This window comes from Pseudomonas sp. CAN1 (genome assembly GCF_030462585.1).
In the GTDB taxonomy this organism is placed as follows: domain Bacteria; phylum Pseudomonadota; class Gammaproteobacteria; order Pseudomonadales; family Pseudomonadaceae; genus Pseudomonas.
Map to the genome: position 1 here is coordinate 266,514 of NZ_JASMRU010000004.1, position 17,582 is coordinate 284,095.

Sequence of the window (17,582 nt, forward strand, 5' to 3'; positions counted from 1 at the left end):
TCACGCCCGGTCGCGGTATGGATGCAGTCACAGTCTCGGGCCGCGCGAGCGGGCGCAAGTATAACGGCAAAGGCGGCGAGCTCGAAACAATTGCACCGCCTGTCCGGGCTTTGCGGCATTAGGTCGCAGCTGATCTGGCCGGTCCTACCGGCTGTTCAAAAATTTGCCGGTGTGGTCGCGCTGATCAGCCGTGCCGGGGCTTCGAACGGATTGCGGAAGCGGTGCGGCTTGGTGCTGTCGAAATAGTAGCTGTCGCCGGATTCGAGGACGAAGGTTTCGTCGCCGACAGTCAGTTCCAGGCGGCCTTCGACCAGTACGCCGGTCTCTTCGCCTTCGTGGGCGTACATGTCGTCGCCGGTATCGGAGCCCGGCGGATAGGTCTCGTCGAGCAGGGTGATGGCGCGACTGGGGTAGTCCTTGCCGATCAGCTTCATGATGATCGAGCCGCTGGACAGGTCGCTGAGTTCGTCTGCCTTGTACACCACCGGAGTGTTGCTGCTCTGCTCAAGATCGAGGGAGAAGAACTCGACCAGGGACATCGGAATACCACCCAGCACTTTCTTCAGCGAGCTGATGGAGGGGCTTACGCTGTTCTTCTCGATCATCGAGATTGTGCTGTTGGTCACACCCGCCCGTTTGGCGAGTTCGCGCTGGGACAAACCTTTGAGCTTACGGATGGCTTGCAGACGAGCACCGACGTCCAAGGGTGGGGTCCTCCTTATTCTTGTGATCAGGCAGGCTCTGAAAGGCAGAACCCGCAACGGCTTGTGCCGAGCGGGTTCCAAGTGCCACGTATCATGGCAACACCGTTCAGTATTTACAACAGATCGCCTGTCGATCCTGCGCAAACTTTACGGGCGGTACTCACTCGCCGGAGTAGACCCGCGGCACCCGCTTGAGGTTGCAGAACAGCTGATAAGGAATGCTGCCACACAGCGCGGCGAGCTGGCTGGCGGGCACGTTCGGCCCCCAGAGTTCGACGCGGCTGCCCAGGCCTGCGCTCGGCAGGTCGGTCAGGTCCACGGTGAGCATGTCCATGGACACGCGACCGATGATGCGGCTGGGCTTGCCGTCGATGAACACCGGCGTGCCGTCCGGCGCGTGGCGCGGATAGCCGTCGGCGTAACCCATGGCGACCACGCCGACGCGTACCGGACGGTCAGCGATGAAGCGCGCGCCATAGCCCACCGGCTCGCCGGCCGGCAGTTCGCGGATGCTGATCACCTGGGATTCCAGGGTCATCACCGGGCGCAGCTGGTCAGCCAGCGGGTGCGCCTGTTCGAAGGGGGTGGCGCCGTAGAGCATGATGCCGGGACGCACCCAGTCGCTGGGCACGTCGGACCAGCCGAGGATGCCGGGGGAGTTGCGCAGGCTGATTTCGTGGCCCTGGCCTGCGGCTTCGCGCACGGCCTGGAAGGCGGCGACCTGCTCCTCGGTGCGCGAGCAATCCAGTTCGTCGGCGCGGGAGAAGTGGCTCATCAGCACGACCTTGGCCACGTGGGGCAGCGCCTTCAGGCGCGCCAGCGCGGCGGCGTAGTCCTGCGGGAAGAAGCCGACACGGTGCATGCCCGAGTCCATCTTCAGCCAGACGGTCAGCGGCTTGCTCGGGCGCGCGCGCTCGATGGCCTCCAGTTGCCAGGCCGAGTGCACCACGCACCAGAAGTCGTGGGCGTCGATCAGTTCCAGCTCGCTGGCCTCGAAGAAGCCTTCGAGCAGCAGGATCGGCGCGCGGATGCCGGCTTCGCGCAGTTCCAGCGCTTCCTCGATGCAGGCCACGGCGAAGCCGTCGGCTTCACCTTCCAGTGCCCGCGCGCAGACCACCGCACCATGGCCGTAGGCATCGGCCTTGACCACCGCCAGCGCTCGGGCGCCGGTCACTTCACGGGCCAGGCGGTAGTTGTGGCGCAGGGCGACGAGGTCGATCAGGGCACGGGCGGGACGCATGGCGAGGCTCTCTTATGGTCTGTGTGGAACAATAACGACGGACGAAAAAAACCCGGCGCTCAGGCCGGGCCACGCAAAAACGATCAGGGCAGTGCGGCGACGATGGAGACCTCGACGAGGATCTCCGGGTAGCACAGCGCCGCCTGGACGGTGGCGCGCGCCGGGGCGCAGCCCTGCGGGACCCACTGGTCCCAGACGCCGTTCATGCCGGCAAAGTCGGCGGCGACGTCCTTCAGGTAGATGGTTGCCGAGAGCACCCGCGACTTGTCGGTGCCGGCTTCTTCGAGCAGGCGCTCGACGCTGGCGAGGACTTCGCGGGTCTGTTGTTCGACGCCAGCGCTGAGGTCATCGGCCACCTGGCCGGCGAGGTACACCGTGCCGTTGTGGACGACGACCTGGCTCATGCGCTGGTTAGTGTGCAGGCGCAGGATGGCCATTGTGGGCCTCCGAGGCAGAGCCGTAGCGGGAGATATCCAGGCCTTCGGTGCTGATCTGCGGGCGCTTCTTGGCCATCAGGTCGGCGAGGTAGCGGCCCGAGCCGCAAGCCATGGTCCAGCCCAGGGTGCCGTGGCCGGTGTTGAGGAACAGGTTGCGGTAGCGGGTGGCGCCGACGATCGGGGTGCCATCCGGGGTGGCCGGGCGCAGGCCGGTCCAGAACTCCGCCTTGCTCACATCGCCGCCTTCCGGGTAGAGGTCGGTGGTGATCATTTCCAGGGTGGCGCGGCGGCGCGGGTTCAGCGACAGGTCGAAGCCGGCGATTTCCGCCATGCCGCCGACGCGGATGCGCTGGTCGAAGCGGGTGATCGCGACCTTGTAGGTCTCGTCGAGGATGGTCGAGGTCGGTGCCATGTCCGGGTTGGTGATCGGCACGGTCAGCGAGTAGCCCTTGAGCGGGTAGACCGGGGCGTTGATGCCCAGCGGCTTGAGCATCTGCGGCGAGTAGCTGCCCAGCGCCAGCACGTAGCGGTCGGCGGTGACCAACTGGCCATCGACCCAGACGCCGTTGATGCGGTCGCCGGCGAAGTCCAGGCGCTGGATGTCCTGGCCGAAGCGGAATTCCACGCCCAGGGCCTTGGCCATCTCGGCCAGCTTGGTGGTGAACATCTGGCAATCGCCAGTCTGGTCGTTGGGCAGGCGCAGGGCGCCGACCAGCTTGTCGGCAACCTTGGCCAGGGCCGGCTCGACGCGGGCGATGCCGGCGCGGTCGAGCACTTCATAGGGCACGCCGGAGCTTTCCAGCACCGAGATGTCCTTGGCGGCAGCGTCGAGCTGGGCCTGGGTACGGAACAGCTGGGTGGTGCCCAGGGAACGGGCTTCGTAGCCGATGCCGGTTTCGGCGCGCAGCTCGTCGAGGCAGTCGCGGCTGTACTCGGACAGACGCACCATGCGCTCCTTGTTCACCGCGTAGCTCTTGGCGTTGCAGTTGCGCAGCATCTGCCACATCCAGCTGTACTGGAAGGGATCGCCGGTCATGCGGATGGCCAGCGGCGCATGGGTCTGCAGCAGCCACTTCATGGCCTTGAGCGGGATGCCCGGGGCGGCCCAGGGCGAGGCGTAGCCAGGGGACACCTGGCCGGCGTTGGCGAAGCTGGTCTCCAGGGCCGGGCCGGGCTGGCGGTCGACGACCACCACTTCGAAGCCCGCGCGGGCGAGATAGTAAGCACTGGCGGTACCGATCACACCGCTGCCGAGCACCAGAACACGCATCTTTGCCTCCTACGTCGCGCCGGGGGCGCTGACGTTTCTTATTCTGAACGTAGATGCGCGCAGTATAGGAAGTCAGGGTCAGCGATATTCACTGATTGCGATGCGGTATTTGAGGATAATTCCTGGCAAAACCGCCTTTCACGGAGGGACATCCACCAGGTTACTAGTGTTTTTACCTGAGACTGGATGGTCGAGGATCTGGCGAAATTTTCACCAGATCCAGAGGAAATAGCGAACAGCAGGGGATTGGCCAGAACTTCTCGCGCCGGCCTCATCGCGAACGGGATTTACCTGCTCCCGAGGGCACCCTCCCCACCTGCCCCGACCAGCGGCGACAGGCAGGGAAATTCCCTTGGCAAGCCTACTTGCGCACCCACTGACCATTGACCTGCACGTACTGCCCCGACGGTGTACGTTCTATGGCCTTCTTGCCGGCCAGGGATTCCACGTCCTTCAGGGTGGCGCCGCTCTGGCTGGCGACCTTCTGGTATTCGGCGCGGCGCGCGGCGTTGATCTGCGCGGCGATATCGGCGGCTTGCCCGCCATTGCTGACGACGCCCAGGTAGCCGTCGGCCTGCTCGCCGAGCTGGCCCTGGGACTTGGCGCCGCCCAGGGCGGACATCGCCTGCTCCAGGCTCATGGCCATGACCGGCAGGCTCAGGCAGAGGGCGACCAGCGCGACGCCCAGTTTGCGGTGCAATCTCATGCAAAGGCTCCTTCTTTAGAACAGGCCGCTGTTCTCGTTGATGATGCCATCGAGCGCCTTGTCGACCTTGATATAGATCTCGTGCTCGATCTTCACGTTGAGGTTGATGTTGATCGGCTCCTTGGGCGCCGCCAGCTGCACGGTAGGCGTGCAGCCCTGGGCGAGGCCGGCCAGGAGCAACAGGGTGGTCAGGGCGCGAAGGCGCATGTCTTGGGTCTCCTTGCGGTCATGGCGCGGCGGCCGGGTCGTTGCGCAGGCGGTCCTGCACGCGCTTGCGGATGGTGTCGCTGACCCGGTCGCTCAGTTGCAGGCTGGTGAGCAGCTTGGGCACGTTCTCCTCCAGGTTGACGTTGAGGTTGATCGGCCGGCCCTGCTCCAGCTCGGGGTTGCGCCCGCTCAGGCTCAAGGCCAGGAGCAGCTTGCCGGATTCATCATAATCCACACGACTGGCGAGCTTGTCGTAGCGGAAATCGTCGATGGCGGTGGCCACCAGTTGCATGGCCGGGTTGCTCTGGCCCAGCGCCTGGATCTTCGCCGAGCGGAACTGCAGCACGCCCGGCTGCCGCGCGGCCACCTCGCCGCCGTGGATCACCAGCTTGCCCTGGTTCAGCGCCAGCGGCAGGTTGCCGTCGATGATGCCGTTGCCGGACAGCCCTTCCGCCGGATACGCCGCGAGGATTGCCTCCAGCGCCAGCCCTTCCAGCTTCAGGGTCAGGTCCTGCCCGCGGTTGGCAAGGTCCACTGCCCCCGCCGGCAGCCAGGCGCGGCCGTTGAACAGGCCCAGCTCGGCCTGTTGCCAGTCGACACGGCCGGCCAGCGGCGCGCCGAGCGCGGCCCTGTAGCTGCCCTGCAGGGATAGCGGCCCCAAGGTAACGCCGGGGTTGAGCGAGGCGACTTTCACCTGGGGCAGCTGCAGCTCCATCTGCGAGCCCTTGAGGGCGAACTTTGCCTGCAGGTCGAGGCCATGGATTTCGCTGCGGTCGTAGACGCCTTCCAGCCCGCTACCACGCAGGTTGAGGTCGAGGCTCTGCGGCGCGCTACCTGGCGGCAGGCGCCAGTCGAGGTCGAGGCTGGCCTTGCCGTTGTTCAGGCTGAGCAGGCCCGGCCAGTCACCGAGGGATTTTTCCAACGGGTTGCCGGTGCGCAGGAAGAACTCCGGCTGCCGCGCCGCCAGGGCGACGCCCTGCTTCGCCGAGTTGTTCAGCTCCACCTCGGCATTCAGCCCGCCGCTGTTCAGCAGCCGGCCCTTGAACTGTTGGGCGTCGAGACTTGCCGCAAGGGTGCCCAGGGCATTCCAGGACAGGGTTTTCACGTGGGCCTGGCGCAGCTCGCCGACAGCCAGTTTCAGCGGAGCGTCCAGTTGCAGGCTAGCCGCTGCGTCAGGGGCATAGCCCAGGCTCAGCGAGCCTTTACCGAGGGTGGCGGCAAGCTTGCTCGCCTTCAGCGCCTGCGGGCCAGCCAGGGTGCCGACCTGCAGTTGCGCGCCATCGGCGAAGTCGAAGCGCGCCGCCTGCTGGTCGACGCGGGCAGCAAAGCTCAGGTCGATGCGACTGTTGTCGCCGCGCAAGCCAGCCAGTTCCAGATGCGGGACCTTGCCTTCCAGGCGCGAATCGCTCAGCTGCAGGGCCAGCGGCGTGGCTTCCAGCAGAGCCACACGGGAGCGCAGGCGCAGATCGGCAGCACCGGTGGCATGGAGATCGGCGCGCACGCTGCCGGCCTCTTCATCCACTCCGGGTTCCAGGTGCAGGGTCAGGCGTGCCGGGCGCAGGCCGACCGGCAGCGCCTGCAGCCAGTCGCCATACAAGTCGGACAGGCGCAGGTCGCCGCCAACCACCGAGGGGCGCCAGCCGGCGTCGGTAGCGCTGGCGATCAACCGCAGGTCGCCCTGCAGGTTGCCCACGCCCGGCAGCGGCCAGGGCTGCGGCAGTTGCAGGGAGAGATCGATGCTGCCGCGGCCGTCGCGCAGACCCGGCCAGTCCGGCCAGGCGGCGTCACCGGCCAGCTGGGTGTCCCAGCTCAGGCGCAGGCGCCCGGCTTCGGGGATCGGCAACGGCAGGTTCGGCGTCGGCAACCACATGCCCAGCCAGTTGCGTACCGCCTGCACCGGCGGCACCGCCGGGCTGGCGATGCTGCCGCTGAGCTGGCGGCTGGCGGGCGACCAGCTGGAATCCAGGGTCAGCAACTGGTCGTTGTCCAGGTAGCTTTCCAGGTGCAGGCGCCACTGGCCGTCACCGGGGCGCAGCAGGCCGTTGAAGGCGAGTTGCTGGCCGCCCTGGCGCAGCTCGCCGCCCAGTGCTGCGGCGCCATCCTGCAACTGCTGCCAATGCGCGCTGCCATTGAGGGTGCAGCGTTGCTCGCGGGCGCAGGGCAATTCAAGGAATACCCGCTCCAGCGCCAGCCGCCCCGGCAGCAGCGCCAGCCAGCGGTTGAGCTGGGCAATATCCGGCAGCGCGGCGTCTTCTTCCGGCGCGCCCTGCCCCGGCCACTGGCGCACGTCGATGCTGCCGGCAGCCAGTTCCCGCAGGCGCCAGCGCCCGTCTGCGTGCTCGGGCCAGCCGACGCGCAGCTCCTGCAGCTGGACCGCCAGGCGCGCACCGTCCGCCGCCTGTTGCTGGATCGCCAGGTTTTCCAGGGTCAGGCCCTCGCGGGAAAAGCCCAGACCCTGCCATTGCTCGACGCTCACTCCGGCATTCGCCAGCAGGCGCGGAACCGCCAGCCACGCCGCGCCGACCGCCAGTGCCAGGAGCAGCAACAGCAGCAGGAGAACGGTGCGCAGGCGGGGAAGCGACATGCGAAAGCCTCTGCGGAAAACGACCGGTTTCGCCCGGCAAGGGCGAAGCGTTGGCCTACAGGCTGGCCGTCCGGCGCGGGAAGTTCAAGGGATGCCAGTGATATTCCCTGCACAAGGGACTATATTGCCGACATTCCCCCAAAGCTCATCGCTCGACTTCAGAGTGCTATCCCTAGAGTCCTATCCATGAGAACCCAGCATCAAAGCCGCCGCGAACTGGACAAGATCGACCGCAATATCCTGCGCATCCTGCAGGAAGAGGGTCGCATCTCCTTCACCGAACTGGGCGAGCGCGTCGGCCTCTCCACGACGCCGTGCACCGAGCGCGTGCGCCGACTGGAGCGCGAGGGGATCATCATGGGCTACAACGCCCGGCTGAATCCGCAGTACCTCAAGGCCAGCCTGCTGGTGTTCGTCGAGATCAGCCTGGACTACAAGTCCGGCGATACCTTCGAGGACTTCCGCCGCTCGGTGCTCAAGCTGCCTCACGTGCTGGAGTGCCACCTGGTGTCGGGCCACTTCGACTACCTGGTGAAGGCGCGCATCTCGGAGATGGCCTCCTACCGCAAGCTGCTCGGCGACATCCTGCTCAAGCTGCCCCACGTGCGAGAGTCCAAGAGCTACATCGTCATGGAAGAGGTGAAGGAAAGCCTCACCCTGCCCATCCCGGACTGATTCCCGGCCCGCTCGACCGATCCATTTACGACTTCCCGGCGCTTTTTGCCGCCCGGCTATTGGCTGGGCGGGAAGTCGGCGTTTATCCTGCGTAAAATTTTAACAACATAAAAATCAGGATATCGCACATGAACGCCCGCGTTCACCAGCCGGTGCACACCGACCAGCACGCCCCTTCCTACTATGCCGCCAGCGCCAATCGCCGCCTCGAAGTACCGTCCCTGGCCGGCGACGAGCAGGCTGACGTGTGCATCATCGGCGGTGGTTTCTCCGGCCTGAATACAGCGATAGAACTGGCCGAACGCGGCTTCTCGGTGATCCTGCTGGAAGCCCACAAGATCGGCTGGGGCGCCAGCGGGCGTAACGGCGGCCAGCTGATCCGCGGCGTTGGCCACGGCCTGGAGCAGTTCGAGCCGGTAGTCGGCGCCGACGGCGTCCACGCCATGAAGCTGATGGGCCTGGAAGCGGTGGAGATCGTCCGCCAGCGCGTCGAAAAATACGCCATCGACTGCGACCTGACCTGGGGCTACTGCGACCTGGCCAACAAGGCCTCCGACGTCGCCGGTTTCCAGGAAGACTTCGACGAACTGAAAAGCCTCGGCTACCGCCACGAGCTGCGCATGGTGGCGAAAGAGGACATGCACAGCATCGTCGGCTCGGACTTCTATGTCGGCGGCATGGTGGACATGGGCTCGGGCCATCTGCACCCGCTCAACCTCGCCCTCGGCGAAGCCGCCGCGGCGCAGAGCCTCGGCGTGCGGCTGTTCGAGGACTCCGCCGTCACCGCCATCGACTATGGCAGCGAGGTGCGCGTACGCACCGCCAGGGGCAGCGTGCGCGCCAAGTCCCTGGTCATCGCCTGCAACGCCTACCAGAACGGCCTGAACAACTATCTCGACGGCAAGGTACTGCCAGCCGGCAGCTACGTGATCGCCACCGAGCCACTGTCCGCCGAACAGGCCCACGCCCTGCTGCCGCAGAACATGGCGGTGTGCGACCAGCGCGTGGCGCTGGACTACTACCGGCTTTCGGCGGACAACCGCCTGCTGTTCGGCGGCGCCTGCCACTATTCCGGGCGCGACCCGGCGGACATCGCCGCCTACATGCGGCCAAAGATGCTCAATGTGTTCCCGCACCTGGCCAATGTGCGCATCGACTACCAGTGGGGCGGCATGATCGGCATCGGCGCCAACCGCCTGCCACAGATCGGCCGCCTGCCCGACCAGCCCAACGTGTACTTCGCCCAGGCCTACGCCGGCCACGGGGTGAACGCCACCCACCTGGCCGGCAAGCTGCTCGCCGAGGCCATCGCCGGGCAGCAGGGCAGCGGCTTCGAGCTGTTCGCCAAGGTCCCGCACATCACCTTCCCCGGTGGCAAGCTGTTGCGCTCGCCGCTGCTGGCACTGGGCATGGCCTGGTACCGGTTCAAGGAAGCGCTGTCGGGCTGACCGCATCCGTCGACCAGCGGCTAGAATCTCCGGCAGCCCGCCACCGGCGCGCTTGCCGGAGAACCTCCCGTTGCTGCCACGTTTCCTGCTGCTGATCCTGCTGACTCTGGGTGGCTGCGCCAGTGCGCCGCCACCGGAGCCGTCGCACGTGCTGCCGGTACAGGACAGCACGCTGGCCAACGACATCGAGCAGCGCGCCGCAGCCCACCCCGGCCAGTCCGGCTTCCACCTGCTGGCTTCCAGCGTCGACGCCTTCCTCGCCCGCGCCGAGCTGATCCGCAAGGCCCAGCGCAGCCTCGACCTGCAGTACTACATCGTCCACGACGGCCTCACTACCCGCGCGCTGATCCGCGAGCTGATCAAGGCCGCCGACCGCGGCGTGCGCGTGCGCATGCTGATCGACGACACCAGCAGCGATGGCTGGGACTACGAGCTGGGCACCCTGGCCGCCCACCCGAATATCCAGGTGCGCCTGTTCAACCCGCTGCACCTGGGCCGCAGCACCGGCGTCACGCGTAACCTGGGGCGGCTGTTCAACCTCTCCGAACAGCACCGGCGCATGCACAACAAGCTGCTGCTGGCGGACAACAGCCTGGCCATCGTCGGTGGGCGCAACCTGGGCGACGAGTACTTCGACGCCAAGGCCGAGATGAATTTCAGTGACCTCGACCTGCTGGGCGTCGGGCCGGTGGCGCAGTCGTTGGGGCAGAGCTTCGACCAGTACTGGAACAGCCGCATCAGCCGGCCCATCGAGGACTATCTGTGGAGCGAACCGGACCTCGACGAACTACAGAGCGTGCGCCACAAGCTGGACCGTTACCTGGCCAAGGAGCGGGTGAAGAGCTCCAGCTACATCGCCCGACTGAACCGCAACAGCGACCGCCCGCACCTGCAGAACTGGCTGGATGACCTGGTCTGGGCGCCCGGCAAGGCGATCTGGGATACGCCGCTGAAAGTCCTCGACCAGGGCGACCCGAAGGGCGAGCAGTTGCTCAGCACCCAGCTGCAGCCGCTGTTCGATGGCGTATCGAAGGAACTGATCCTGGTCTCGGCCTACTTCGTGCCGACCAGCACCGGCGCCGATTACCTGACCCAGCGCGCCGACCGCGGCGTCAGCGTGCGCCTGCTGACCAACTCGCTGGAAGCCACCGACGTCCCGGCGGTACACGCTGGCTATGCGCCCTATCGCCTGGAGTTGCTGGAACACGGGGTGAAGCTCTACGAGCTGCGCGCCGACCCGGACCAGCGCCTGTCCGGAGCACCGTGGATGGTGCGCGGATCGAGCAGCGCCAGCCTGCACAGCAAGGCGGCGGTATTCGACCAGCGGCAGGTGTTCGTCGGCTCGCTGAACTTCGACCCGCGCTCGGTGTTGTGGAACACCGAGGTCGGCATCATCGTCGACAGCCCGGAGCTGGCGGACCAGGTGCGTCGCCTGGCGCTGGCCAGTATGTCGCCCAGCGTCAGCTACCAGGTGAAGATTGCGCCCGACAGCACTCCGCCGAAGCTGGTCTGGATCGAGGAGCGCAACGGCAAACTGGTGGCGCTGGAGCGCGAGCCGGGCAGCGTCTGGCGCCGGCTCAACGCCTGGGTTGCCGGCGCCATCGGCCTGGAGAAGATGCTCTAGGAGCGCTCCTGCTGCAGCTGCGCATCCGTGGTCCGCATCACCGGCGGCAGCCCGCGCAGGCTCACCAGGATGACGAAGCCGAACGCGCCCAGGGCCATCACCAACGGCAGTGCGTGGCCGCTGACCCACTGACTGACCGCGCCGGTGGTCAACGGCCCGATCAGACAGCCGATCCCCCAGAGCTGGGCGATGTGCGAGTTGGCGCGGACCAGTGCATCGTCGCGGTAACGCTCGCCGATGAGGATCAACGACAGGGTGAACAGCCCGCCCGCACTGGCGCCGAACAGCACCAGCACCGGCCAGATGGCGATGTGGTGCAGCAGCAGCGGCATGGCCAGGCTGCTCGCGCAGAGGACGATGCCGCAGCCCTTGAACAGCTTCTGCCGTGAAATACGATCGGCCAGCCAGCCGATGGGCAGCTGCAGCAAGGCATCACCGACCACCACGGTGCTGACCATCGCCAGCGCCACTGACTGGGTGAAGCCCTGCTGGATGCCGTAGACCGGCAGCAAAGTGAGGATCATCGCCTCGAAACCGGCGAACAGCACCACCGCCCAGGCAATCGCCGGCAGTTGGCCGCAGAAGTCGAACAGCCCACGGCCGTTGGCGCTGTGCGGGTCGACCTTGGGCGCGCCGGTGCGGCCCAGTAGCAACAGCGAGCCGCCCACCAGCAGGCAGACGCTGAACCAGAAGCCGCGGTTGTCGGCGGTACCGATGAAGGTCAGCAGCACCGGGCCGGACAGCTGGCTCAGCGCATAGCCGGTGCCGTACAGGGCGACGAGACGACCGCGCCATTTCTCGATGGCCAGCTGGTTGATCCAGCTCTCACCGAGGATGAATACGACAGTCAGCTGCACGCCGATCAGCAGGCGCAGGAACAACCAGATCGGGTAACTCTGCAGCAACGCCAGCAGGCCGACCGAGAAGGCCCCGGAGATCAGGCACAGGCGCATCAGGCGCGGCGTGCCGACGCGTGCGGCGAGGCGCCCGGAAATCATTGCGCCGAGCAGCACGCCGACTGCCGGCGTGGAAGCCATGACGCCGATGGCAAAGGTGCCGTAGCCCCAGCCTTCCAGGCGCAGCGAAACCAGCGGCATGGTCAGGCCGAGGGCCAGGCCGATGCTGATCACGGCAGCACAGACAGCGAAATACGGTCCCCAACGCATTGTTTTTCTCCTGTCGGAGCGCACGCCGGGCGCGTGGGTGCCCGATACGCAAAGCACAGCGGCCGGGCTTCCCTGAGGGAAACCCGGCCGCGGGTGTGGCTCTGTATCAGAGCCGGCCCCAGGCTCGGGGCCGACCTGCTTCAGGCGCGGATCAGAGTTTGATCCAGGTAGCCTTCAGCTCGGTGTACTTGTCGAACGCGTGCAGCGACTTGTCGCGACCGTTGCCGGACTGCTTGAAGCCACCGAACGGAGCGGTCATGTCGCCGCCGTCGTACTGGTTCACCCACACGCTGCCGGCGCGCAGCGCCTTGGCGGTCAGGTGGGCCTTGGACAGATCGCTGGTCCACACCGCAGCGGCCAGGCCGTACGGGGTGTCGTTGGCGATGCGCACGGCTTCTTCGGCATCGGTGAACTCGATGACCGACAGCACCGGGCCGAAGATCTCTTCACGGGCGATGCGCATGGCGTTGGTCACGCCGTCGAAGATGGTCGGCTCGACGTAGGTGCCGCCGGTCTCTTCCAGGGTGCGCTTGCCGCCGGCTACCAGCTTGGCGCCGTCGTCGTGGCCAGCCTGGATGTAGCTCAGCACGTTGTTCATCTGGGTGGTGTCGACCAGCGCACCGACGTTGGTTTCCGGGTCCAGCGGGTTGCCCGGCTTCCAGCCCTTGATGGCTTCGACGACCATCGGCACGAACTCGGCCTTGATCGATTTCTCCACCAGCAGGCGCGAGCCGGCGGTGCAGACTTCGCCCTGGTTGAAGGCGATGGCGCTGGCAGCGGCTTCGGCAGCGGCTTTCAGGTCCGGGGCGTCAGCGAAGACGATGTTCGGGCTCTTGCCGCCGGCTTCCAGCCAGACGCGCTTCATGTTCGATTCGCCCGCGTAGATCATCAGTTGCTTGGCGATCTTGGTCGAACCGGTGAACACCAGGGTGTCGACGTCCATGTGCAGCGCCAGGGCCTTGCCCACGGTGTGGCCGAAGCCCGGCAGGACGTTGAACACACCTTTCGGAATGCCGGCCTCGATGGCCAGCTGAGCGACGCGAATACCGGTCAGCGGGGACTTCTCGGAGGGCTTGAGGATCACCGAGTTACCGGTGGTCAGCGCCGGGCCGAGTTTCCAGCAGGACATCAGCAGGGGGAAGTTCCACGGCACGATGGCGGCAACTACACCGACCGCCTCGCGGGTCACCAGACCCAGCTCGTTGTGCGGGGTGGCAGCCACTTCGTCGTAGATCTTGTCGATGGCCTCGGCGCTCCAGCGCAGGCTGTTAGCCGCACCGTAGACGTCCACGTTCAGCGAGTCGCTGATCGGTTTGCCCATGTCGAGGGTTTCCAGCAGGGCCAGTTCCTCGGCGTTCTCCAGCAGCAGCTCGGAGAAGCGGATCATGACCTTCTTGCGCTTGGCCGGAGCCATGCGCGACCACACGCCGGAATCGAAGGTGGCACGGGCAACCTGCACGGCACGCTCGGCATCGGCCAGGTCGCAGCTGGCGACCTTGGCCAGGAAGCGGCCATCCACAGGGCTGAGGCAATCGAAGGTGGCGCCGGATGCGGCGTCGACGTATTCACCGTTGACGAAGGCGCGGCCTTCGATCTTCAGATCCTTGGCGCGAGCTTCCCAATCGGCGCGAGTGAGGGTACCCATGACAACGTGTCCTCTTATTAATGTGCTTATCAGATGCAGGCGCCCGGCGGGCGCACTGTCAAAAATTCCGCAAGGCGGAGCAAACGCATGCTGTTGGCAACCCTAAACCGGAGGCTGCCAATTTTCAATATTTTTTACACTAAGCGGCCAAATGGCCTTGTCACGTTCGTTTTATTAAACATAGACTGCCCTGATTCGTCGGCTGATGGTTTTCCGACAGCCGCTTCGGAGTAAATATCCAACAGCGCTGCGCGTGCCCGCACGCACTCTCGCCAACAACTCTAAAGAACCGAGACCGCCATGAACGTCGAGCAGATCGTCGATTTCGCCCAGGCCACCACCGCCCCGGAACACTACCGCCCCGCCCCGGACCGCATCATCAAGGGTGACCCGGCGCAGAACGTGCGCAACCACTACGCCAGCGACTGCGGCCAGTTCAACGTGGGCATCTGGGAAGGCGAGCCGGGCCAGTGGAACGTCAGCTACACCGAGCACGAATACTGCGAGATCCTCCAGGGCGTGTCGGTGATCCGTGATGCCAACGGCGGCGCCAAGACCGTGCGCGTCGGCGACCGCTTCGTCATCCCGGCCGGCTTCAGCGGCACCTGGGAAGTGCTGGAGCCCTGCCGCAAGGTCTACGTGATCTTCGAACAGAAGGCCTGAGCACCCGAACACGAAAAAGCCCGCCAATCGGCGGGCTTTTTTTCGTCCGCGATCCTTGCAAGGGGCAAATCTCGGGCAAGAAAAAACCCGCCACGAGGGGCGGGTTTCTTCACAAGGGCGAAGATCAATTACTTGATCTTGGCTTCCTTGTAGATCACGTGCTTGCGAACAACCGGATCGAATTTCTTGATCTCGATTTTCTCAGGCTTGGTGCGCTTGTTCTTGTCGGTGGTGTAGAAGTGGCCGGTACCGGCGCTGGACACCAAACGGATCAGTTCACGCATGACTGCAGCTCCTTAGAATTTTTCGCCGCGGGTGCGCAGGTCGTTCAGAACGGCCTCGATACCACGCTTGTCGATGATACGCATGCCTTTAGCGGAAACGCGCAGACGCACGAAACGCTTCTCGGATTCTACCCAGAAACGGTGGTGCTGCAGGTTCGGCAGGAAACGGCGACGGGTTTTGTTGTGTGCGTGGGAAATGTTGTTCCCGGTAACCGGACCCTTACCGGTCACTTGGCAAACTCTCGACATGGCTCAGCCCTCTGTAAACCACATGCCAAACCCGGCATGGGTTGGCTGCTTAACTCAATAGGATTCTCAGTTTCACCGGGGTCTTAACTGCCGCTTCGCCGCGATCGAGTCGCAGGATCAGAGCAGGGCCCCAGAAAAGAGCGCAGCTTTATATCAGAAAGACACTTGCAGCTGCAAGGGAAAGCATGACTCGAAAAGGCCAGGCCCAGCCCCCGCGGGCCGCGGCACCGCTGCCGTTCGTCGCTTGCCATCGTTGTGACGGGCGGCGGCTTGGTCTAGGGTAGCTCCTTCGAGGCTGCCAACAGCCTTGCATGACCCGCCCAGCCTCGCGGATGGGCATCTTGCCAGCTTACACGGAGTCCGTCATGCGTCTTGCCCTTCTCGCCCTCCTGCTCACCCCGGCTTTTGCCAGCGCCGCCTCGCTGAGCGTGTGCACCGAAGCCAGCCCCGAAGGCTTCGACGTGGTCCAGTACAACTCGCTGACCACCACCAACGCCTCAGCCGATGTGCTGATGAACCGCCTGGTGGACTTCGACGCCGCCCGCGGCGAAGTGGTGCCGAGCCTGGCTGAGAGCTGGAAGGTCTCCGACGACGGCCTGACCTACGACTTCCAGCTGCGCGACGGCGTGGCCTTCCACCACACCGACTACTTCAAGCCGAGCCGCGCCCTGAGCGCCGACGACGTGGTGTTCAGCTTCCAGCGCATGCTCGACGCGGCGCAGCCCTGGCACAAGGTGGCGCAGAGCGGCTTCCCGCATGCCCAGTCGATGCAGTTGCCGAGCCTGGTCAAGGCGGTGGAGAAGGTCGATGCGCAGCACGTGCGCTTCACCCTCAATCACCCCGACGCAACCTTCCTGTCGATGCTCAGCATGGGCTTCGCCTCCATCTACTCCGCCGAGTATGCCGACCAGCTGATGAAGGCCGGCACCCCGGAGAAGCTCAACGCCCAGCCCATCGGCACCGGCCCCTTCGTCTTCAAGCGCTTCCAGAAGGACGCCGTGGTGCGCTACAGCGCCAACGCCGAGTACTTCGGCGGCAAGCCGGCTGTGGATAACCTGATCTTCGCCATCACCCCCGACGCCGCCGTGCGCCTGCAGAAGCTCAAGCGCAACGAGTGCCAGATTGCCCTGTCGCCCAAGCCGCTGGACGTCGAGGAAGCGACCAAGAACGCCGACCTCAAGGTCGAACAGACCCCGGCCTTCATGACCGCCTTCGTCGGCATCAACAGCCAGCATCCGCCGCTGGACGACCCGAAGATCCGCCAGGCGATCAACCTCGCATTCGACAAGGCCAGCTACCTCAAGGCCGTCTTCAATGGCACCGCGACTGCCGCCGACGGCGTCTACCCGCCCAATACCTGGAGCTATGCCAAGGACATTCCGGGCTACGCCTACGACCTGCAGCAAGCGCAGAAGCTGATCGGCGAGACCGGCCGCAAGCAGGGCTTCAAGACCACCATCTGGACCCGTCCCTCCGGCAGCCTGCTCAACCCCAACCCGGCGCTGGGCGCGCAGATGCTCCAGGCCGACCTGAAGAAGATCGGCATCGACGCGCAGATCCAGGTGATCGAATGGGGCGAGCTGATCCGCCGCGCCAAGGCCGGCGAGCATGACCTGCTGTTCATGGGTTGGGCCGGTGACAACGGCGACCCGGACAACTTCCTCACGCCGCAATTCTCCTGCGCCAGCGTCAAGTCCGGGCTGAACTTCGCACGCTACTGCGACGCGAAGCTCGACGGCCTGATCAGCCAGGGCAAGGCAGTGGCCGACCAGGCCAAACGCAGCGAGCTGTACCACCAGGCCCAGCAGATCATCCACGACCAGGCGCTGTGGCTGCCGCTGGCGCACCCGACCGCCCTGGCGCTGACCCGCAAGGACGTGAAGGGTTACACGGTCAGCCCGTTCGGCCGCCAGGACTATTCCAAGGTGCAGCTCTGAAAGGTGCAGCTCCGAGCAGCGAACTGCTCGACCACCTGCTGCCGGAGTTCCAGTTTGCCGAGCGGCACTCGCTGGCGATGCGGGCGACACCTGCGCAGGTGCTGGATGCGGTGAGCCAACTCACCGCGGAGCACGACCCGCTGGTGCAGCGCTTCCTGCAGATTCGCGAAGCGCCGGCCCGGCTGGCATTGCGCCTGGGCCTGCGCAACGCCCTGGCGCAGCGGCCGCGTTTCGGCCTGCACGAATTCACCCTGCTCGGCCGCACGGGCGATAGCGAAATTGCTTACGGCCTGATCGGGCGCTTCTGGCGCAGTGACTTCGGCCTGCGCCCGTGCGCCGACGGCGAGAGCTTCCAGCGCTTCGCCGAATCCGGGACGGCGCGGCTGATCCTGCATTTTTCCTGCGAACCGGGCGAGCGCGAGGGAGAAGTGCGCGTGCAGACGGAAACCCGTGTGCACTGCCCGGATCGTCGCAGCCGCCTGCTGTTCACCCCTTACTGGCTGGCGATCCGCCCGGTCAGCGGGCTGATCCGCCGGCGCCTGCTGCGCGATATCCAGCGCCGCGTCTCAGAGCATCCCCAGCTCAGCCATTGATTGCGGCTCGCCGTCACCGACAATGAAGTGATCGAGCACGCGCACGTCAATCAGCGCCAGCGCCTGGACGATGCGGCGGGTCAGCAGGTCGTCCGACTGGCTCGGCTCGGCGATGCCGGAGGGATGTTAGGAAACAATTTGCTTTGTCAC

Annotated in this window: 17 protein-coding genes and 1 pseudogene; 6 read left to right on the forward strand and 12 right to left on the reverse strand. The window is 65.6% G+C overall.

Annotated elements, in window-relative coordinates; all coding sequences use genetic code 11:
* Nucleotides 1-155 precede the first annotated feature (155 nt).
* The 7 genes from QO207_RS08500 to QO207_RS08530 all read right to left on the reverse strand — a co-directional run bounded on the left by QO207_RS08500 (nucleotide 156) and on the right by QO207_RS08530 (nucleotide 7,148).
* Entirely contained in the window at nucleotides 156-704 is a 549-nt protein-coding gene (locus tag QO207_RS08500) for a cupin domain-containing protein (RefSeq protein WP_184596604.1), read from the reverse strand.
* 160 nt (nucleotides 705-864) lie between these two features.
* On the reverse strand, nucleotides 865-1,944 hold the full coding sequence (alr, locus tag QO207_RS08505) for an alanine racemase (RefSeq protein ID WP_301532020.1): 1,080 nt from the start codon (nucleotides 1,942-1,944) through the stop codon (nucleotides 865-867).
* 83 nt (nucleotides 1,945-2,027) lie between these two features.
* Nucleotides 2,028-2,381 carry a RidA family protein gene (locus tag QO207_RS08510; RefSeq protein ID WP_081515166.1) on the reverse strand — a complete coding sequence of 118 codons (354 nt, stop codon included), beginning with the start codon at nucleotides 2,379-2,381 and terminating at the stop codon, nucleotides 2,028-2,030.
* Nucleotides 2,356-3,651 carry a D-amino acid dehydrogenase gene (gene dadA, locus QO207_RS08515; protein ID WP_301532021.1) on the reverse strand — a complete coding sequence of 432 codons (1,296 nt, stop codon included), beginning with the start codon at nucleotides 3,649-3,651 and terminating at the stop codon, nucleotides 2,356-2,358. Before dadA ends, QO207_RS08510 begins: the two co-directional genes overlap by 26 nt.
* Before the next feature lie 361 nt (nucleotides 3,652-4,012).
* Nucleotides 4,013-4,357: a YdbL family protein gene (locus tag QO207_RS08520; RefSeq protein ID WP_301532022.1), complete on the reverse strand. Its 345-nt coding sequence runs from the start codon at nucleotides 4,355-4,357 to the stop codon at nucleotides 4,013-4,015.
* Between the two features lie 15 nt (nucleotides 4,358-4,372).
* The gene (locus QO207_RS08525; protein WP_301532023.1) at nucleotides 4,373-4,564 is read right to left on the reverse strand and encodes a YnbE family lipoprotein; all 192 of its coding nucleotides are present in this window, start codon (nucleotides 4,562-4,564) and stop codon (nucleotides 4,373-4,375) included.
* A 19-nt stretch (nucleotides 4,565-4,583) separates the two neighbouring features.
* A complete protein-coding gene (locus tag QO207_RS08530; RefSeq protein ID WP_301532024.1) occupies nucleotides 4,584-7,148 on the reverse strand; it encodes a YdbH domain-containing protein in 2,565 nt (854 codons plus the stop codon).
* A 186-nt stretch (nucleotides 7,149-7,334) separates the two neighbouring features.
* Here QO207_RS08530 and dadR point away from each other — a divergent pair, with 186 nt between their 5' ends.
* The 3 genes from dadR (at nucleotide 7,335) to QO207_RS08545 (ending at nucleotide 10,895) form a co-directional block, all read left to right on the forward strand.
* Nucleotides 7,335-7,823 carry a transcriptional regulator DadR gene (gene dadR / locus QO207_RS08535; RefSeq protein WP_015479539.1) on the forward strand — a complete coding sequence of 163 codons (489 nt, stop codon included), beginning with the start codon at nucleotides 7,335-7,337 and terminating at the stop codon, nucleotides 7,821-7,823.
* 128 nt (nucleotides 7,824-7,951) lie between these two features.
* The gene (locus QO207_RS08540; RefSeq protein ID WP_301532025.1) at nucleotides 7,952-9,271 is read left to right on the forward strand and encodes an FAD-binding oxidoreductase; all 1,320 of its coding nucleotides are present in this window, start codon (nucleotides 7,952-7,954) and stop codon (nucleotides 9,269-9,271) included.
* Nucleotides 9,272-9,341: 70 nt separating this feature from the next.
* Nucleotides 9,342-10,895, forward strand: coding sequence for a phospholipase D family protein (locus tag QO207_RS08545; RefSeq protein ID WP_301532026.1), 1,554 nt, complete (start codon nucleotides 9,342-9,344; stop codon nucleotides 10,893-10,895).
* Here the strand turns inward: QO207_RS08545 and QO207_RS08550 are convergent.
* Together QO207_RS08550 and QO207_RS08555 are read right to left on the reverse strand one after the other, a co-directional pair.
* The gene (locus QO207_RS08550) at nucleotides 10,892-12,061 is read right to left on the reverse strand and encodes an MFS transporter (RefSeq protein WP_301532027.1); all 1,170 of its coding nucleotides are present in this window, start codon (nucleotides 12,059-12,061) and stop codon (nucleotides 10,892-10,894) included. The two genes, QO207_RS08545 and QO207_RS08550, sit on opposite strands and share 4 nt — an antisense overlap.
* A gap of 151 nt (nucleotides 12,062-12,212) precedes the next feature.
* Nucleotides 12,213-13,706 carry an aldehyde dehydrogenase gene (locus QO207_RS08555; RefSeq protein ID WP_301532028.1) on the reverse strand — a complete coding sequence of 498 codons (1,494 nt, stop codon included), beginning with the start codon at nucleotides 13,704-13,706 and terminating at the stop codon, nucleotides 12,213-12,215.
* Between the two features lie 300 nt (nucleotides 13,707-14,006).
* Here QO207_RS08555 and QO207_RS08560 point away from each other — a divergent pair, with 300 nt between their 5' ends.
* Nucleotides 14,007-14,369: a cupin domain-containing protein gene (locus tag QO207_RS08560; RefSeq protein ID WP_301532029.1), complete on the forward strand. Its 363-nt coding sequence runs from the start codon at nucleotides 14,007-14,009 to the stop codon at nucleotides 14,367-14,369.
* Between the two features lie 128 nt (nucleotides 14,370-14,497).
* On the opposite strand, the gene rpmG is transcribed toward QO207_RS08560, so the two are convergent.
* Both rpmG and rpmB read right to left on the reverse strand, forming a co-directional pair.
* Nucleotides 14,498-14,653, reverse strand: coding sequence for a 50S ribosomal protein L33 (gene rpmG, locus QO207_RS08565; protein ID WP_009614117.1), 156 nt, complete (start codon nucleotides 14,651-14,653; stop codon nucleotides 14,498-14,500).
* Nucleotides 14,654-14,665: 12 nt separating this feature from the next.
* Nucleotides 14,666-14,902 carry a 50S ribosomal protein L28 gene (gene rpmB / locus QO207_RS08570; RefSeq protein WP_015479545.1) on the reverse strand — a complete coding sequence of 79 codons (237 nt, stop codon included), beginning with the start codon at nucleotides 14,900-14,902 and terminating at the stop codon, nucleotides 14,666-14,668.
* A 365-nt stretch (nucleotides 14,903-15,267) separates the two neighbouring features.
* Here rpmB and QO207_RS08575 point away from each other — a divergent pair, with 365 nt between their 5' ends.
* Both QO207_RS08575 and QO207_RS08580 read left to right on the forward strand, forming a co-directional pair.
* On the forward strand, nucleotides 15,268-16,839 hold the full coding sequence (locus QO207_RS08575) for an ABC transporter substrate-binding protein (RefSeq protein ID WP_301532030.1): 1,572 nt from the start codon (nucleotides 15,268-15,270) through the stop codon (nucleotides 16,837-16,839).
* Between the two features lie 110 nt (nucleotides 16,840-16,949).
* Nucleotides 16,950-17,432 (forward strand): hypothetical protein, encoded by a 483-nt coding sequence (locus QO207_RS08580; protein WP_367620473.1) that lies wholly within the window; start codon nucleotides 16,950-16,952, stop codon nucleotides 17,430-17,432.
* Here the strand turns inward: QO207_RS08580 and QO207_RS08585 are convergent.
* Nucleotides 17,406-17,558: pseudogene (locus QO207_RS08585) on the reverse strand (JAB domain-containing protein); the annotation flags it as partial. The gene QO207_RS08580 and the pseudogene QO207_RS08585 sit on opposite strands and share 27 nt — an antisense overlap.
* Nucleotides 17,559-17,582 lie beyond the last annotated feature (24 nt).

What these genes read in the sequence shown, in the direction of transcription:
- QO207_RS08550 (WP_301532027.1), bottom strand. Translation starts at nt 12,061, where the DNA reads ATGCGTTGGGGACCGTATTTCGCTGTCTGTGCTGCCGTGATCAGCATC.
- QO207_RS08560 (WP_301532029.1), top strand. Translation starts at nt 14,007, where the DNA reads ATGAACGTCGAGCAGATCGTCGATTTCGCCCAGGCCACCACCGCCCCG.
- dadA (WP_301532021.1), bottom strand. Translation starts at nt 3,651, where the DNA reads ATGCGTGTTCTGGTGCTCGGCAGCGGTGTGATCGGTACCGCCAGTGCT.
- dadR (WP_015479539.1), top strand. Translation starts at nt 7,335, where the DNA reads ATGAGAACCCAGCATCAAAGCCGCCGCGAACTGGACAAGATCGACCGC.
- rpmG (WP_009614117.1), bottom strand. Translation starts at nt 14,653, where the DNA reads ATGCGTGAACTGATCCGTTTGGTGTCCAGCGCCGGTACCGGCCACTTC.
- QO207_RS08520 (WP_301532022.1), bottom strand. Translation starts at nt 4,357, where the DNA reads ATGAGATTGCACCGCAAACTGGGCGTCGCGCTGGTCGCCCTCTGCCTG.
- QO207_RS08525 (WP_301532023.1), bottom strand. Translation starts at nt 4,564, where the DNA reads ATGCGCCTTCGCGCCCTGACCACCCTGTTGCTCCTGGCCGGCCTCGCC.
- QO207_RS08530 (WP_301532024.1), bottom strand. Translation starts at nt 7,148, where the DNA reads ATGTCGCTTCCCCGCCTGCGCACCGTTCTCCTGCTGCTGTTGCTGCTC.
- rpmB (WP_015479545.1), bottom strand. Translation starts at nt 14,902, where the DNA reads ATGTCGAGAGTTTGCCAAGTGACCGGTAAGGGTCCGGTTACCGGGAAC.
- alr (WP_301532020.1), bottom strand. Translation starts at nt 1,944, where the DNA reads ATGCGTCCCGCCCGTGCCCTGATCGACCTCGTCGCCCTGCGCCACAAC.
- QO207_RS08575 (WP_301532030.1), top strand. Translation starts at nt 15,268, where the DNA reads ATGCGTCTTGCCCTTCTCGCCCTCCTGCTCACCCCGGCTTTTGCCAGC.
- QO207_RS08555 (WP_301532028.1), bottom strand. Translation starts at nt 13,706, where the DNA reads ATGGGTACCCTCACTCGCGCCGATTGGGAAGCTCGCGCCAAGGATCTG.
- QO207_RS08540 (WP_301532025.1), top strand. Translation starts at nt 7,952, where the DNA reads ATGAACGCCCGCGTTCACCAGCCGGTGCACACCGACCAGCACGCCCCT.
- QO207_RS08510 (WP_081515166.1), bottom strand. Translation starts at nt 2,381, where the DNA reads ATGGCCATCCTGCGCCTGCACACTAACCAGCGCATGAGCCAGGTCGTC.